The sequence below is a fragment of the Methanobacterium sp. genome (assembly GCA_016222945.1).
Classification (GTDB): domain Archaea; phylum Methanobacteriota; class Methanobacteria; order Methanobacteriales; family Methanobacteriaceae; genus Methanobacterium_D.
Genome location: JACRPY010000004.1, coordinates 281,392 through 298,923, shown reverse-complemented (window position 1 = coordinate 298,923; position 17,532 = coordinate 281,392). Strand labels below are relative to the sequence as shown.

The window sequence follows — 17,532 nt, the reverse complement described above, 5'->3', positions numbered from 1 at the left end:
AACCACAATATTTGAATATATTAAAAGAAATGTTAAATGAAATTGATAAAAAATGATATTTAAAAGATAAAATCAATTTTTTGAACAAGTAATTCAGTTTAGGATTTATCTATTGACAAATATAAGGGCAATTTTAAGTGGATGGATTCAAAACAAATAAATAATAGTAACCAAGCAAACATAAGTAGTTATAGTCTGATTAACTTATGGTGATTAAATGTTAAAAAACGTATTAATTAAACTCGCATACAAATTTAAAAAATATTTTCAAGTTGATCCAATGGAAATCCCATTAACAGGTGATAGATGCATTGAATATGCTTATATAATCCGGCATTTAACCAAATTAAATCAAGAATATCAAAGCGTCCTTGATGTTGGTTGTTTTGCATCCCCATTAACAAGCATTATCAGTGAAATGAATTTCAAAGTAGATGGCATTGATTTAAACCAAAAATTACCTTATAAAGGAAATGTCAATTATATATCTGGTGATTTCATTTCGTTTAAATTTCCCTCAAATTATGACATTTGCGTAATGTGTTCAACTATCGAACATATTGGTTTGGAAGGGCGTTTTAATTCTCCCAATTATATCAGTGGTGATATAAATGCCATTCTGAAAACAAAGGAAATCTTAGTTGATGAAGGAATTTTAATTCTTACAATACCTTACGGAAAGGAAAAACTCATACATCCATTACATAGAGTTTATAATAAAGAAGGAAAACTTTTCAAAGAGATTAATAATTATTTTGAAGTCATCGATGAAGAGTACTATAAAAATAATTCTGAAAACGTTTTTGTTAAATGTGAAGAAACCGAAGCCAAAGAAGTCGAACCTTCAGAAAATAATTATGCTTTAGGCCTTTTTTGTTTGAAAAGAAAAACCTAACAATTGTAACAATATAATTAGATATTAAAGAGTTATTGAAGATAGAGATAAAATGTATAAAAAAAGTATTTTTAATGATAGAAAATAACCTTTAGAAAAATTATTATCAGCCAAAGAACTAATGCTCTACTACCTGACTGCTTTTGGCAACATGTAGACACATACATAGAGAACTCGTACTATTAAAAAGTCTATAAACAAAAACCTCACCATAAGTTTGGAAATAAATATTCGGAGGAAACAAATTGCCTAAGGAATATTTGAAAGATAAAAACATTACATTTGTAATTTTTGCTTATAATGAAGAAGAAAGAATAGAATATGTTTTAAGATGTTTCAAGGATTATGGTAAATTAATGATAATCGATAATTACAGTACTGATAATACTATAAAAATTGCTGAAAAATATACAGATTTAATATATCAATATAAAAATCCAGGATGGGTTGAAAATAAAGAGGTTACTGACTTTGTTTTTGATAAAGTTCATACAGATTGGGTTTATTTTGCATTTGTGGATGAGCTGGCACCTAAAACGCTTTTAAAAAAGTTAGTAGAGTTATCAATTCAAGATAAATACAAAGTAGTCTACATTGCCCGAAGAAATTATCATTATGGATTAAAAAAATTATATTTAGAAAATGCTGAGCTACCAAGATTCTTCAAAAAAGGAGCAATAAATTTCGAAAATAATAAAATTCATGGCTTTGGTGAGATTGTTGTTTCAAAGGATGAAATATTTCATCTACCAATGAAAAATAAATATTCTGTACATCATTTTAGTACTTATAACATCAGCAAGTTTGAAATTAACCATAATAAATATTCTGACATAGAAGCAAAAGATAATTTTGAAAATAATATTAAATTTTCACCCTTTAGACTACTCCTAATTCCAATAGCAACATTTTTTAGATACTATTTTATAAATAGCGGCTGGAAATCAGGATGGGCTGGATTTATCATGACCCTGCAGTATTGTTTTTTCTTATTTAATACTCAAGCAAAACTGTGGGAACTTGAAAATGATATTAATTTAGAAACAATAGAGCAAAAATATGATAAATTAAAAGAAGAAATGTTAAATGAAGGTGATTAGTTGAATAAATCCCCATTGGTAACTATCATAACCCCATCATATAATCAGGGTCATTTTATTGAAGATACAATCAAAAGCATCATTAATCAGGATTATACAAACATTGAACACATTGTTATGGATGGTGTTTCCACAGACAACACTTTAGACATCTTGAAAAAATATGAAAAACAATATAATTTAAAGTGGGTTTCTGAACCTGACGATGGTCAAACAGATGCCTTAAATAAGGGATTTGAAATGGCTCAAGGAGAAATAGTTTGCTGGCTTAATTCTGATGACGTATACTTTGATAAAACTGTGATTAGTAAAGTTGTGGGAAATTTCGAAAAATACGGCGATGTGGGGATTATTTATGGTGATGGTGTGTTTATTGATGAAAATGGGCAGATTTTAAGTGTTTACCATGCTGTTCCATGGTTCAGTTTTAATCGTCTGCGCAGATACCAATTCTTTTTCCAGCCATCCTCCTTTTTTAGGAAAAAAGTGGTTAAGTCACATAAATTAGACGTGACAATTAACTTACCTATGGATCATGAATACTACTTAAGACTGGTGAAAGCTGGATTTAAATTTAAGCATGTAAATGAGATTTTATCCGGTTACAGAGTTCATATGAATACTAAAACCAAAAGCTTGCCTGAAGATGTAGATTCTGAGCTTAGAGATGTTCAGAAAAAATATGGGCAACAATTTAATTCATATTATTATTTTTCAAGATATTTTGATAAAATCATATCTGCTATTTTGATGATTTATGGTATGATCACCATAATTAAAATCCATAAAAATTTTAAAAATCAGAAATTCGCCTTTCCAGCTAAATTAAACTCTTTATCAAAAGCCGTTAAATCTCAGCTTTTCGGATGGAAAGAAATAATGTCTTAAATTTTCATTTTAATAGTGTTTCCAAATGAAATTAATATCAAAAAAGAGTAAAAACTTGTATTGTTAATAAAATACAAGTAAATTCATTATTTTTCTAGTCGTTGACCAAATAGGATTATTCATTTTATTTATAAGAAATAACAGCCCTATATAAATTTTCCATATTTTTGACAATTATTTCCTTATTTAAATTATTAAAAATATATTTTTTCCCTTTCTCCACCCTTTCATTTGTCTCATTACTACTTGTAAGAACGTATTTAATTTTATCTTTTAAATCTTCAACATCTCCATATTTAACTAAAAGTCCACAACCTGCCTCATTTATAATCTCTCCACAGGCACATTCTTCAGTGACTATAACTGGAGTACCACATAATAAAGCTTCGAAAGGAACTAAGCCGAAAATTTCATAGATAGATGGATAAACTAAAACATCAGCTGCACTATATGCTTCCGAAACATTTTTTACATGTCCTACAAACATTACATTATCAGTTATATCAAGCTTTTTAACCATTTCTTCAAGCTTTTTTCCATAACTTTCTTCCGGACCTGCTATAACTAAAATAACGTTTTCCATGTCTTTAAGCAATGTTTTAAAAGCTTTTATCAGGAAATCTATTCCTTTTGTTTTATTAAGTCTACCTAAAAATAGGATAACCTTAAAATTGTCAGCGATGCCATTTTCACGCCTGAATGCTCCATTTGGAGATCTTTTGAATTTAGATATATCCACTGGATTAGGAATGATTTCAATGAAATCATTGGACACACCCATTTCCTTGTATTGATCAACTTCAATATTTGACACTGCGACTACTTTTTTTGCATCTTTAAGTAATTTATATCCCCAAATAACATCATAAATCTTTTTCAATGATTTTTTACGTACAAATTCCATGACAGATCCATGTGCTTGCATTATATAAGGAATATTAAACTTTCGTGCATAATAATGAACAACATTATTTTGATAAGTTCTAAAGTTGTGCATATGTATTATATCAAAACTTTCAATGTTATTTTCAAGCCATTTTTTCATGGTAGGAGAATATAGAAAAAGACTGAGATTCATGAAACACTTAAAAGGGATTACATTTACGCCCGAATTACGTATGGAATCAGCATAATTATGATCAAATTCAAAATCAGTGGTTATAATAGTGACTTCATGACCATTCATTGCTAATTCTTTAGATAAATTATATGCTACTGAAACAGAACCGCCTCGGGCAGGTGTAAAAAACTGGATAACTTGCAAAATTTTCATTTGTTATACCTTTTCATCTCATCTGCAACATTTTGCTCTTCAGAGTTCCTTAAAAATCTAACAAATTTATAGATCAATGGTGTGATACTGGAATCATAAGCTAACTTAGCTAAAGTTTCGCTTTTAAAGAGAGGAACATTTAGCATGTCAATGAATGTTTTGTTTAGATCAAATTGCATCTGAAATTCGTTCCAATTAGTGTTAATTTGAATGTCCTCGAGATTAGTTGTGCCTAAACCTTCTTTTTCAGCTGTTAATATGTGTTCCACATCTTTTACTGGCATTCCCATTACATTAGCACCCAAAGAATCTATTGCAACAGAGTTATTTGAAGATAAAATTAAATCAACCTTTTTTGCTTCACCATACATTGGTCCATGACCATCTAATGCATATATACCATCCATTAATATTATTTTTGGATCTAAGCACTTTGTAATCAAAGTTAGTTTTTCACTCAAATTTTTATGGTGTAGACATCTCATAGAGTTAGGATGACAACCCCAAAGGTTTTTTATGCTCAATGTAACGTTTGTCATTACATGCACTTTTAAAACTGGAAGTGAAATAAAGCAATTTACATCGTCAAGAAGAAGTTTTGGAAGTTCTACTTTCACTTTTTTGCCATTAATGTTCTCTTCTACAAATTTTGAAGGTTCTTTTGATAAATTAAGTAGCTCTACGCCGTTATCTCTACATATTCTGTACATATCATGGCCTTTAAAAGCATCTTCAGCTTTAAATGAATCATTACCTCCATCTGACTCTCCTAAAATAACATTTTCAGCTCTATCCTTTAAAATTTCTAAAAAATATTCAATTAGTATGGGAGAAGTTGTTATACCTTCTTTGTAATAGGGAAATGTAAAATTTGGCTTTATAAAAACTGTAGAATCCTTTTTAACATACTTTTTCCACTTTATGAATTTTAAACTTTTTTCTATGTCTTCCTTTAAATCAGTGATTTTGGATATATATGCATAATAATCGTTCATTTTAAATTCTCCACAATATTTTCGAAATGATCTACAATTTTGTCCCAGTCATTATCCGAAACAAATCTTCTTGCTTTTTTTCCTTCGGATGAAATGCTGTTTGAATCAATTAATTCAATTGCTTTCTTTAAGACATCTTCAGGTTCGTTAACATATAAAACTCCGTTGTTATCTCCAAATTCTTTCATTACTCCCGGTAGTTTTGTGGTTATAACTGGTTTTTCCATTGCCATATACTCATACATTTTGATTGGCACTATATCCATCATTATCTCAATTTTGTGTGCTGGAAGAATACAGATATCAAAAGCAGATATAAATTCTGGAATTTTATCGTATGGCTGGCGACCAGTTAAAATCAAATTGTTATCCATTCCATATTTTCTTTTAATTTTTTCCAATTCCATGGATGCGTCCCCATAACCTACAAATAGGAGCTTAATATGAGGATATTTATCCTTTATTTTACCGAATCCCTCAGCAATTTCTTTTAAACCAGAAAAATCATAGAGAACTCCAACAAAACCTATAACAACATCATTTTCGCCAATACCATGTTCTTTTCTGATATTACTTCCACTTATTTCAAAATTAAACCTATTAAAATCCAAACCTGCCCGTTCTACATAGGTCGAACTGGGGTTACTTCCCAGTTCAATTACTTTTTCTCGCAATCTTTCGTTAATCGCTATCACGGCATTTGAATTTCTTAAAACCTTACCTTCAATCATTTTTCCAGTAGGCCTATATAACTTGAAAGGTATTTGAGAATGATAGATATCGATCCAGTAATAGATAAAAGGTAAATCATGTTTTTTAGCAGCTTTCATCCCTAAATAAGCATTTAACATGAAAAATCCCACTATAACATCCGGTTTAAATTCTTTTACCTGCCTTTCAATTTCCTTTTTCCTCGAAAAAACAAGTGAAATATAATCTAAATGAGATATTTTTAATATAGGGGGTCTTATGACCGTAACACTGGATCCTTCGTATATTCTACTGGAATCTTCAAAAACCTCTCTTTTTGAGATTATTTCTTGCTTTTCTTTCTCTGGCCATAATATTTCATGATCTATTACTCTAATTTCATGACCTTTTTGTGATAATTTTTCCATCAAATGATTTTGTTGCAAAGGACCCCTTTCAAACCAATCCGATTCTTGAACAACTAGTATCCTCATATAAACACCTAAATAAAAATAAATTAGTTCAATTTAGTAATTTTTTCTATCCAAAGAGTTTTGAATATTCTAAAGCCGTCTTTTAAAGATGATAGTTTAGGCTCGTCTATTCTGTTTCTGTAAGTGATGGGAATTTCTAAAAATTTAAATTTCCCTTTAGATATTTTTGCAAACATTTCAGCCTCAATTTCAAAGCCAGATGATTTAATGCCCCTATCAAGCAAATAATCTATTGCTTTTTTATCAAAAGCCCAATAACCTGTGCATACATCACTAACTTTAGTAAATAAAAAGCTAGCCACCATACTTAAAATACAATTACCAATAAAATTCAGATTACTAATTGCGCCATCCTCCATATTGCCCATAAAACGAGAACCTAAAACAATATTGGCATCTCCTCTCTTTAATGGCTCTATCAGTTTTCTTGCGTCTTTAGGATCATATGTATTATCTGCATCGATCATGACCACATATTTTGAATCAGAATGTTGAAAGCCTTTTTTCATGGCATATGCTTTACCCTGTTTTTTCTCAAAAATGATTTTTGCACCGCATTTTTCAGCTATCCTGGCAGTTCCATCAATTGAATTATTATCGACAACAATAACATTAGAATAAGGATATAAATGTTTAATTTTTGAGATCAAATTCCCTATGGATTTTTCTTCGTTGTATGCAGGTAATAAAAAAGTCACTTCTTTCATAAAAATACCTTTGAAAATTTCTGTTTGTTAGATTAACTGAGGGTATCCGCTCATCTTATTTAAATGAACCTAATTGTTTTCCATTCTTTTTTTTGATGTCTTAATTACAATTTAAATACATAGATAGTAAATATTTCATTTCATTTAAGCTAATAGCGTCTTTGAATCACAAAAGATAAGTTTCATATCATCTTTACATAACTTGTTTATGAAAATTGATTTGATAGTTTTCCTGACTATTCTTTCTTTATTGAGGGCTGTGACTGCTGATAATTTTATTATTATCCTTATATGATAATCTTTTTCTTAACATATAAATCTAATCCGAGCTATTGCTATACTTTTTTAAAATTACTTTAATTTAATGTTTAATAATGATATATAACTTTTGCCATGTCCTGTAATATGCAAAGTTTATATAAAAATTCATGTATATTAACATTTATATCTAAATATATAATTTTAATGGCATATGGGGTGTTATATTGTCCTTTTGGGATGAAAAAAAGTTTTTAATAACAGGCGGAGCAGGTTTTTTGGGTTCTTTTGTTGTAGAACGATTAAAAGAAAAGGGAGTAGATGTAAATAATATAAAAATCCCTAGAAGTAAAGAAATAGACCTAAAAGACATGAAAAATTGTATAGAATCTGTTAAAGATATTGATGTGGTAATCCACCTAGCCGCGAAAGTGGGAGGTATAGGATTTAACAGAGAAAATCCTGCTACACTCTTTTATGATAATGCTATCATGGGCATTCAATTAATGGAAGCAGCCAGAAAAGAAAATGTTGAAAAATTTGTTGCAATAGGAACTGTTTGCGCATATCCTAAATACACGCCTGTACCTTTTAAGGAAGAAGATCTATGGAACGGATATCCTGAAGAAACAAATGCACCATACGGTTTGGCAAAAAAAATGCTTTTAGTCCAATCACAAGCTTATAGAGCACAATATGGATTTAACTCCATATTTTTAGTCCCTGTTAATCTTTATGGTCCAATGGACAATTTTGATTTGGAAAGTTCTCATGTCATCCCTGCTCTTATAAGGAAGTTCATTGATGGTGTAAAAAATGATAAAAAAGAGATCGAAGTTTGGGGAACAGGAGAAGCTTCAAGGGAATTTTTGTATGTGGAAGATGCCGCAGATGGAATAATGCTTGCAACTCAAAAATATAACAAACCCGAACCAGTTAATCTGGGAGCAGGATTTGAAATAAAAATCAAAGATTTAGTTGAATTAATTGCTGAACTTACAGGTTTTGATAATGAAATAATATGGGATACTTCAAAACCAGATGGTCAGCCCAGAAGAAGTTTAGATGTGAGCCGCGCCAAAAATGAATTTGGATTTGAGGCAAAAGTTAAATTTGAAGAGGGACTCAAAAAAACTATTGACTGGTATAAAAACTATTTTGATAAATCAGAAAATCATAATAAAGTTGAAAATCAAGGGCATTGTTGAGAATCGCTAAAAATAAAACAAATAAGATGTTTAATCCACTTCCCACCATTTATTTGGGAATTTTTTTGTTAATATATTATCTCCTTCACCTAACGGTTCTAAACCCTCAGCACGCATATCTGCATCCACCATGATTTTAACTAAATCATTAAATTGGATTTTTGGTTTCCAACCTATTTTTTTATTTGCTTTTTTTGGATTTGCTATAAGAACTTCAACTTCCGTAGGTCTGAAATATTTAGGATCAATTTCGACATATCTGCTAAAATCTAAATCCACATAATTAAACGCTTCTTGTACGAATTCATTAACCGAATAGGTTTCACCAGTCCCAATGACATAGTCATCAGGTTCATTTTGTTGCAATATTTTCCACATGGCCTCTACATATTCAGGTGCATATCCCCAATCTCTTCTGGATTTCAGATTTCCAAGATATAATTTGTCCTGTTTTCCTGCGATGATAGATGCAATTGCACGAGTTATTTTTCTAGTAACGAAAGTTTCACCTCGTCTGGGAGATTCATGATTAAATAATATACCATTAGAAGCGAACATATCATATCCTTCGCGATAATTATTGACCATCCAGTAAGCATATATCTTTGCACACGCATAAGGACTTCTTGGTTGGAAAGGAGATTCTTCACTTTGAGGAGGAGATGATGAACCAAACATTTCGCTGCTTGATGCCTGATAAAATTTGATACTGCTTTCACTTCTCCTTATGGCTTCTAATATTCTGGTTGTTCCAAGAGCTGTTACATTCCCAGTATATTCTGGAGTATCAAAGCTAACACGTACGTGACTTTGAGCGCCTAAGTGATATATTTCATCAGGTTTCAAATTATATATGATATTGTTCACTTGTTCAGAATCAGAGAGATCACCATAATGTAGGAATAATTTTGCTCCTGATTCATGAGGATCAACATATATATGGTCAATTCTTTTTGTATTAAAAGTAGAACTCCTTCTTATAATCCCATGAACTTCATAACCTTTATTTAACAAAAATTCAGCTAAGTATGAACCATCCTGTCCTGTTATACCTGTAATTAAAGCCCTTTTCATATTATCCCTTTCATTGAACTCTTTATTTTTTTCATATTTCTCATCTGTAATATCTATGAACTTGCTTCCCAGTAGTCTGCTTCCACCCGTTATAAATAAACATTTAACAAATTAATTTCATTAAAATATCATGTTTATACAATAATGACAGTTAATCTTGAATATTTATAAATATTTCTAATTCTAAATAATAAATAAATCTGTTATACAAAGAGTTTTTATACTTAACAAGAAGATTATATTATTACAAAATTAATTAAATATCTCATAAGTATTCAATTTAATTGGGGAATTAAATAAAATGAAAAATAAAAAGGTCATAATAACTGGTGGGCTCGGTTTTATTGGATCCCACATCATAGAAAGATTAAATGATAACAATGACATTGTTATTGTTGATGATGAGTCTAGCGGGAAAATAGAAAACATAAAACACCTTGATTTTTCCAAAATCGACACTACATTAGGAAGTATAAACTCAATTAACCTTGAAGAGGTTTTTGAAGATTGTGATTACGTTTTTCATATGGCAGCATTAACTGGCGTCTTTCAAAGCGTGGCAAAACCTCTTAATTCTAACAATGTAAATATTACAGGGACTTTAAAAGTGCTTGAAGCTGCAAAAAATTGTGAAATTAAAAAATTGGTTTTTGCTTCATCTTCTGCAGTTTATGGTGATACGAAATCATTACCTATTAACGAAAATGACCAGATCAACCCTTTATCTCCTTATGCTGTCACCAAAGCTACAGGAGAACTTTATTGCAATGTATTTTCTAAAATATATGCTTTACCCACTATTTCTCTTAGATATTTCAATGTTTTCGGACCGCGTCAGGACCCTAACTCCCAATATGCAGCAGTTATTCCTATATTCATTGATAAAATACTTAAAAATAAAAGGCCAGTTATATACGGTGACGGAGAACAGACCAGAGATTTTATTTCCGTAAAAAAAATTGTCGATGCTAACATCCTTGCAGCCGAATCTAAAGAAACAGGTGCATTTAACATAGGTCTTGGAAAAAGCACGACCATTAATCAACTTTTTGAAATAATAAACAACACGATAGGTTCAGATATTATGCCAATATATGAAAAAAAACGCCCTGGAGATATAAAACATTCCATAGCTGATATATCTAAAGCAAAATCATTTGGATTTGATCCTGATTACGATTTTAAGGACGATTTGATGGATACTGTCGAATGGTTCAAAAATAATTTTTAAATTTAAATAACTTAAAAAATTGTATTTTGAAAAATCCAAGTATTTGAAATCAAGTTAATTATAATATTTTATACTAAATTAGACTACTTAAATAATAGATCATATGGATACAGGTGATGTTGATGAAAGCAGTTATTTTATGTGGTGGGAAAGGAACAAGATTACGGGAAGAAACTGAAGTTCGCCCTAAACCGATGGTACAAATAGGAAACAGACCAGTATTATGGCATATTATGAAAATATACGCCGCTTACGGATTCAAAGATTTCGTTATTTGCCTTGGGTACAAAGGAAACATGATTAAAGAATATTTCCTGAATTATGAAATGATGAACAACGACTTTACAATCCAGTTAGGTAACTTTGAAAGCATTCAAGTTCATAGTAACCACGAAGAGGCTGATTGGACTGTAACACTCGCAGATACTGGCGAAGAAACACAAACCGGCGGTCGTGTTAAAAAAATAGAAAAATACATTGATGAAGATACATTCATGCTGACCTATGGAGATGGAGTTGCAGATATTAATATTAAAGAGCTCCTTAAATTCCATAAATCCCATGGAAAAATAGGAACAATGACTGCAGTACATCCTCCATCCCGATTTGGTGAATTAACCATAGAAGGTGATCAAGTTACAGAATTTACTGAAAAGCCGCAGACCAAAGAAGGTTTAATAAGTGGCGGATTCTTCGTGCTAAATACGGAATTTTTTGAATATTTAACTGATGATGATAGTTGTATTCTAGAAAAAGAACCTTTAGAAAAATTAGCAGCTGATGGAGAGTTAATGATATACAGTAATAAAAAATTCTGGCAATGCGTAGATACTTACAGAGAACTTGAATTATTAAATAATCTATGGAAAAATGCTAACCCTCCATGGAAAGTTTGGTAATTTCTTACAAGGAGGAGAAATAATTGTCTAAAGGATTCTGGAAAGATAAAAATGTTCTTATAACTGGCTGTACTGGTTTACTTGGATCTTGGCTTACAAAATCATTAGTGGAAAAAGAAGCCAATGTAGTAGGATTAATTAGAGATTTAGTACCTAAATCAAATTTAAACTGGTCTGGTTTTGTTAATGAAATAACAACTGTAAGGGGAGATATTGAGGATTATTTCTTCTTAGAACGAGTTTTAAATGAATATGAAATTGATTCTGTTTTTCATCTGGCTGCTCAGACTATTGTAACAATTGCAAACAGAAATCCAATTCCAACTTTCGATGCCAATATTAAAGGAACATGGAATGTTTTAGAAGCCAGTAGAAGATCCCCTTTAATCGAAAGAATAGTATTTGCATCAAGCGATAAGGCTTATGGCGATCAGGAAGTGCTTCCTTATGATGAATCCACACCTTTGGAAGGTAGACACCCCTATGATGTTTCAAAAAGCTGTGCAGACTTAATATGCAGATCATATTATGAAACATATGCATTACCTGTCTGTGTGACTCGTTGCGGTAATTTTTATGGTGGTGGTGACTTAAATTTCAATAGAATTGTACCTGGAACAATTAAATCCATTTTAAACAATGAAAGACCCATAATTAGAAGCAATGGTAAAATGGTTAGGGATTATTTTTATATTGAGGATGGTGCCGAAGCTTATTTATCGTTAGCTGAGAATATGGAAAATAAAAATGTGTCCGGTGAAGCTTTTAATTTTAGTAACGAAGACCCTATGAATGTTTTAGAGATTGTAAACAGAATTCTCAACGTGATGAATAGTGATCTAGAACCAATTATATTAAATGAAGCCAGTAACGAAATAGAGAGTCAGTATCTCTCTGCAAAGAAAGCTAAAGAAATGTTAAACTGGAAACCACTATACAACATGGATGAAGGCCTAAAAAACACAGTTAATTGGTACAAAGAATTTTTCAATAAATAAAACACAAGTGAATCAAATGAAAGTGACCTTTCTGGGGACTAATGGGTGGTATGACACAAAGACAGGAAATACAACCTGTACACTTATAGAAACAGAAGATTATTTCATAATTTTAGATGCAGGAAATGGAATTCATAAACTAAATAATTTCATACCAGAATCAAGTAAAAAACCCATATTTCTTTTTTTAAGTCATTTCCATATTGATCATATCGAAGGACTCCATATACTATCTAAATTTAATTTTAATCAAGAAATTAACATCTACGGACAACCTGGAAGCAAAAAAATTCTCAACACATTTGTAAATGAACCATATACTGTTCCTTTCGATAAATTACCATTTAAAGTTGAGGTTTATGAAATAGATGAAGGAATACATCATGTTCCATTTATTGTGGAATCTAAATACTTGATTCATTCATCCAGATGTATGGGCTACCGGTTTGAAATTGACGATAAGATAATTGCCTACTGTACAGATACAGGAACCTCTGAAAATGTTTATAAACTTGCAGAAAATGCAGATTTACTTATTACTGAATGTTCTTTAAAAATGGGGCAAAGTAATCCTGATTGGCCCCATTTAAACCCTGAAGATGCAATTAAAATCGCGGAAAAATCTGGAGCTAAAAGATTAGCTTTGACACACTTCGATGCTAACATTTATAGCTCTATTGATGAGCGAAAATATATCGCTATTCAAACCAAAGATTCTTTTAAGAATATAATTGTATCTTTTGATGGTTTAGATATAAATTTATAGGTGAATTTGATGGTTGAACTTAAAAATAAGGATATATTAATTACTGGCGCTACAGGATTCGTAGGGGCAAATATAGTACGAAAATCCTTAGATCTTGGAGCAAATGTCCATATTATTACAAGAGAAAGCTCTGATAAATGGCGAATTAACGATTTACTTAAAGATCTTAATGCTTACAATGTTGATTTACTGGAACATGAGAAATTAATCCAGATTGTTTCAAAAATTGAACCTTCAATAATATTTCACCTAGCTACTTATGGAGGTAGTCCCTTTCAAAAAGATAGTAATCTCATTATCAAATCTAATTTTATTGGAACATTCAATTTGGTTAATGCTTGCAAAAAAGCAGATTTTGAACTTTTTGTTAACACTAGCTCCTCATCAGAATATGGAATTAAATCAGGCCCTATGGAAGAAAATGATATGCTAGAGCCAGCTAACGATTATGGAGTATCAAAGGCCGCATCAACCTTATATTGTCAGTCAATTGCACGAAGAGAAGAGTTACCAATTGTAACACTTAGGTTATTTTCTCCATATGGATACTATGAATCTCCAACTAGATTAATCCCATCCGTAATTATGGCATGCCTAAAAAATGAGAATCCAAAAGTTACATCTCCCCATTATGTACGAGATTTTATATTTATTGACGATGTAATAGATTCATATATAAAAACCGCTGAAAAAGTCAAATTTAGAGGGGACATATTCAATATAGGGCAAGGAATCCAACATTCAATAGGTGAAGTAGTAAACAAAATAATTGAAATGACTGGTAATAAAGTTGACGCTAAATGGGGATCTGAATCCAAATGGCTTAATGAACCAGAAATATGGCAAGCAAACATAACTAAAGCTAATAAAATTTTAAAATGGAAACCTAAATTTAGTTTAGAGCAAGGTTTATCTAAAACAATAAAATGGTTTGAAAAGAATTCACAGTTATACAAATTATAAGGAGATAAAATGAAACTATCGGATTATATCATTGATTTTCTTGTTGAAGAAGGAGTAACTCATATTTTTGAGGTTTGTGGAGGGGCCTTAGGACATATCATTGACTCATTGTATGATAGAACTGACATATCCTCCGTCCCTATGCATCATGAGATGGCTGCAGCTATAGCTGCAGAAGGTTATTCCAGAGTTAGTGGGAATGTTGGAGTGGCAATGGCTACAAGTGGGCCTGGTGCTACTAATTTAATAACTGGTATTGGTAGTTGTTTCTTTGATTCCATTCCAAGTTTATTCATTACTGGTCAGGTGAATACATACGAATTTAAATTTGATAAAGATGTTAGACAGATTGGCTTTCAAGAAACTGACATAGTAAGTATAGTAAAACCTATTGTTAAGGATGCAGAAATTATAACAGATGAAAAATGTATTAAATACACACTTGAAAAATATATCCATACTGCACGTGATGGGCGTCCAGGACCCGTTCTTTTAGATATTCCATTAAACATTCAACGAGCAGACATTGATCCATCCAAAATAAGCTCATATGAAAATATAAATATCTTTAATGAATCCATAGATTCTGAAATAATTAAGGATATCTTAAAATTTATTAGTGAATCTTCAAGACCTGTTATTTTAGCTGGTGGAGGTATCCGACTATCCCATGCAGAAGAAGAAATCCTCAAATTCGTTGATAAAACAGGAATACCTGTTGTAACTTCTTTAATGGGTTTGGATGCATTTCCTCATGATCATGAATCTTTTGTGGGCATGATTGGGACTTATGGAAATCGTCATGCTAATTTAACACTAGCAAATGCAGATTTACTTATAGTTTTAGGTAGCAGACTGGATACACGACAAACAGGAACTATAGCTGAATCATTTGCAAGAGGTGCAAAGATTATTCACGTGGACATTGACCCTAGTGAACTGAATAATAAAATAAAATCAGATATTTCTATAAATTCAGATGTTAAAATGTTTTTAATGGAATTAAATGAGAATATTGGCAAACAAACAAGAGAAAAACTTGAACCATGGCAAAACACAATTAAAACATTTAAGAAGAAATATCCTCATTTTAAAGAACCTATAAATGAAGATATACACCCCAACCATTTAATGCATAAATTATCAGAATTTTTACCTGAAGATGCCATAATATGTGTTGATGTTGGTCAAAATCAGATGTGGGCATCCCAATCAATTGAAATAAAAAAGTCACAGAGATTTTTAACTCAAGGAGGAATGGCTTCCATAGGTTCTGCGTTACCTATGGCTATTGGGGCTTCTTTTGCCCAGCCAAATAAGACAATTGTTGTTATAACTGGTGATGGAGGATTTCAACTCAATACACAGGAATTACAAACAGTATTTCACCATAATTTACCCATTAAAATAGTATTATTAAATAATCACTCTTATGGGATGATAAGACAATTCCAAGAGCAATATTTTGATTGTAGATTCCAATCTACTGGAAGAGGATATAGTTGTCCAGATTTCCAGAAGGTTGTAACTGCCTATGGAATAGACTCAATGCAAATTAATAGCAATAATGAAATAAATGGAGTTTTTAAAAGGCTATTTAATGATAAATCGCCTATGTTCCTTGAAGTTTTAATAAATCCCGATCACAAAGCTTTACCTAAATTATCTGTAAATATGCCATTAGAAGATCAAGAACCTCTTTTACCTTTTGATGAGCTTAGATCTAATATGTTTATAGATGTTTTAAGGAGAAATGAAGAGAATGAAGACTGAAAAAGAATTAAAAAATGAAATTTTTAATAATATTACTGAAATTCACAAAATCAGGAAACAAAATGAAGAATTCATTCCTGGTGAAACTCCAGTACAATATGCCGGTAGAATCTATGATGAAAAAGAGATAATAAGCCTTTTAAATTCTTCAATTGATTTTTGGCTTACTGCAGGAGAATATGCACAACAATTTGAAGAAGAATTGGCAAAATTTATTGGAGTGAAACATTGTTTATTAACAAATTCAGGATCTTCAGCTAATTTACTTGCAATTTCTGCACTAACTTCACCAAAATTAGGCAAAAAACAGTTGAAACTCGGTGATGAAGTTATTACAACTGCTTGTGGTTTCCCCACAACATTAAATCCAATTATTCAAAATAATCTTATACCTGTCTTCGTTGACGTTGAAATAGGTACATACAATATTAATGTTAATAAAATAGAAGAATCAATATCAGACAAAACTAAGGCTATTTTCATCCCCCATACCCTTGGAAATCCATTTGATATAGATAAAATTGTTGAATTAGTTGAAAAATATGATTTATGGTTAATAGAAGATAACTGTGATGCTTTAGGATCAAAATATAATGGTAAATTCACTGGAAATTTTGGCCATATTGCTACATGCAGTTTTTATCCTGCCCACCATATTACAATGGGGGAAGGAGGAGCTCTCCTCACTGATGATCCCTTACTTAAAGATATAATATTATCTTTTAGAGATTGGGGAAGAGATTGCTGGTGTGAACCCGGCTGTGATGACACTTGTGGTAGAAGATTTGCCTGGCAAATGGGAGATTTACCCTACGGCTATGATCACAAATATATTTATTCTCATATCGGTTATAATCTTAAAGTTACAGATATGCAGGCAGCAATAGGTGTTGAACAATTAAAGAAATTACCAGAATTTATTAAAGCTCGTAAACAAAACTTTGAAACTTTGTACAATGCTTTAAAAGCATATGAGAAATATCTGATTTTACCTGAAAAATATCAAAATGCAGACCCTTCATGGTTTGGTTTTCCAATTATAGTAAAAAAAGAAGCACCTTTTAACCGGGATGATTTTGTAAGCTCTTTAGAAGGAAATAAAATTGCTACAAGAATGCTTTTTGGCGGGAATTTAATCCGGCAGCCAGCATATAAAGATATAAATTACAGATTAGATGGTTCATTAGAAAATACAGATTTAGTGATGAACAACCTTTTCTGGATAGGAGTATATCCTGGTATTACAGAAAAAAAGATGGATTATATTATTAAAATGATTAAAGAGTTTTTTAAAGTTTATTAAGTTTTAAATAAACTTTA

16 protein-coding genes are annotated in these 17,532 nt (G+C 31.0%); 11 read left to right on the top strand and 5 right to left on the bottom strand.

What is annotated here, in order from left to right; all coding sequences use genetic code 11:
- Window positions 1-217: 217 nt before the first annotated feature.
- The 3 genes from HZC47_07435 (at window position 218) to HZC47_07425 (ending at window position 2,883) form a co-directional block, all read left to right on the top strand.
- Window positions 218-895, top strand: a complete 678-nt coding sequence (locus tag HZC47_07435) for a class I SAM-dependent methyltransferase (protein ID MBI5680705.1) — start codon at window positions 218-220, stop codon at window positions 893-895.
- 260 nt (window positions 896-1,155) lie between these two features.
- Window positions 1,156-1,995, top strand: coding sequence for a glycosyltransferase (locus HZC47_07430; protein MBI5680704.1), 840 nt, complete (start codon window positions 1,156-1,158; stop codon window positions 1,993-1,995).
- Window positions 1,996-2,883, top strand: coding sequence for a glycosyltransferase (locus HZC47_07425; GenBank protein MBI5680703.1), 888 nt, complete (start codon window positions 1,996-1,998; stop codon window positions 2,881-2,883).
- Window positions 2,884-3,007: 124 nt separating this feature from the next.
- Here HZC47_07425 and HZC47_07420 read toward each other — a convergent pair whose 3' ends face one another.
- The 4 genes from HZC47_07420 to HZC47_07405 are packed head-to-tail and all read right to left on the bottom strand — an operon-like array spanning window position 3,008 to window position 7,042.
- Entirely contained in the window at window positions 3,008-4,156 is a 1,149-nt protein-coding gene (locus HZC47_07420; protein MBI5680702.1) for a glycosyltransferase family 4 protein, read from the bottom strand.
- Window positions 4,153-5,151: a DUF362 domain-containing protein gene (locus HZC47_07415; protein MBI5680701.1), complete on the bottom strand. Its 999-nt coding sequence runs from the start codon at window positions 5,149-5,151 to the stop codon at window positions 4,153-4,155. Before HZC47_07415 ends, HZC47_07420 begins: the two co-directional genes overlap by 4 nt.
- Window positions 5,148-6,335, bottom strand: coding sequence for a glycosyltransferase (locus HZC47_07410; protein ID MBI5680700.1), 1,188 nt, complete (start codon window positions 6,333-6,335; stop codon window positions 5,148-5,150). Before HZC47_07410 ends, HZC47_07415 begins: the two co-directional genes overlap by 4 nt.
- A 23-nt stretch (window positions 6,336-6,358) precedes the next feature.
- On the bottom strand, window positions 6,359-7,042 hold the full coding sequence (locus HZC47_07405) for a glycosyltransferase (protein MBI5680699.1): 684 nt from the start codon (window positions 7,040-7,042) through the stop codon (window positions 6,359-6,361).
- Between the two features lie 485 nt (window positions 7,043-7,527).
- Between HZC47_07405 and HZC47_07400 the strand changes: the two genes are divergently transcribed.
- Window positions 7,528-8,508: a GDP-L-fucose synthase gene (locus tag HZC47_07400; GenBank protein ID MBI5680698.1), complete on the top strand. Its 981-nt coding sequence runs from the start codon at window positions 7,528-7,530 to the stop codon at window positions 8,506-8,508.
- 30 nt (window positions 8,509-8,538) lie between these two features.
- On the opposite strand, the gene gmd is transcribed toward HZC47_07400, so the two are convergent.
- The gene (gmd, locus tag HZC47_07395; GenBank protein ID MBI5680697.1) at window positions 8,539-9,582 is read right to left on the bottom strand and encodes a GDP-mannose 4,6-dehydratase; all 1,044 of its coding nucleotides are present in this window, start codon (window positions 9,580-9,582) and stop codon (window positions 8,539-8,541) included.
- A gap of 301 nt (window positions 9,583-9,883) precedes the next feature.
- On the opposite strand from gmd, the gene HZC47_07390 reads away from it, so the two are divergent.
- From HZC47_07390 to rfbH, 7 genes are all read left to right on the top strand, one after another.
- Window positions 9,884-10,813 carry an SDR family oxidoreductase gene (locus HZC47_07390; GenBank protein MBI5680696.1) on the top strand — a complete coding sequence of 310 codons (930 nt, stop codon included), beginning with the start codon at window positions 9,884-9,886 and terminating at the stop codon, window positions 10,811-10,813.
- 122 nt (window positions 10,814-10,935) lie between these two features.
- Entirely contained in the window at window positions 10,936-11,712 is a 777-nt protein-coding gene (rfbF, locus tag HZC47_07385) for a glucose-1-phosphate cytidylyltransferase (protein MBI5680695.1), read from the top strand.
- A 23-nt stretch (window positions 11,713-11,735) separates the two neighbouring features.
- Entirely contained in the window at window positions 11,736-12,710 is a 975-nt protein-coding gene (locus HZC47_07380) for a GDP-mannose 4,6-dehydratase (GenBank protein MBI5680694.1), read from the top strand.
- 16 nt (window positions 12,711-12,726) lie between these two features.
- Window positions 12,727-13,476, top strand: a complete 750-nt coding sequence (locus HZC47_07375; protein MBI5680693.1) for an MBL fold metallo-hydrolase — start codon at window positions 12,727-12,729, stop codon at window positions 13,474-13,476.
- Window positions 13,477-13,485: 9 nt separating this feature from the next.
- A complete protein-coding gene (locus HZC47_07370; protein ID MBI5680692.1) occupies window positions 13,486-14,439 on the top strand; it encodes an NAD-dependent epimerase/dehydratase family protein in 954 nt (317 codons plus the stop codon).
- A gap of 9 nt (window positions 14,440-14,448) precedes the next feature.
- The gene (locus HZC47_07365; GenBank protein ID MBI5680691.1) at window positions 14,449-16,212 is read left to right on the top strand and encodes a thiamine pyrophosphate-binding protein; all 1,764 of its coding nucleotides are present in this window, start codon (window positions 14,449-14,451) and stop codon (window positions 16,210-16,212) included.
- Entirely contained in the window at window positions 16,202-17,515 is a 1,314-nt protein-coding gene (gene rfbH, locus HZC47_07360; GenBank protein ID MBI5680690.1) for a lipopolysaccharide biosynthesis protein RfbH, read from the top strand. The genes HZC47_07365 and rfbH overlap by 11 nt, the downstream gene beginning before the upstream one ends.
- Window positions 17,516-17,532: the final 17 nt, after the last annotated feature.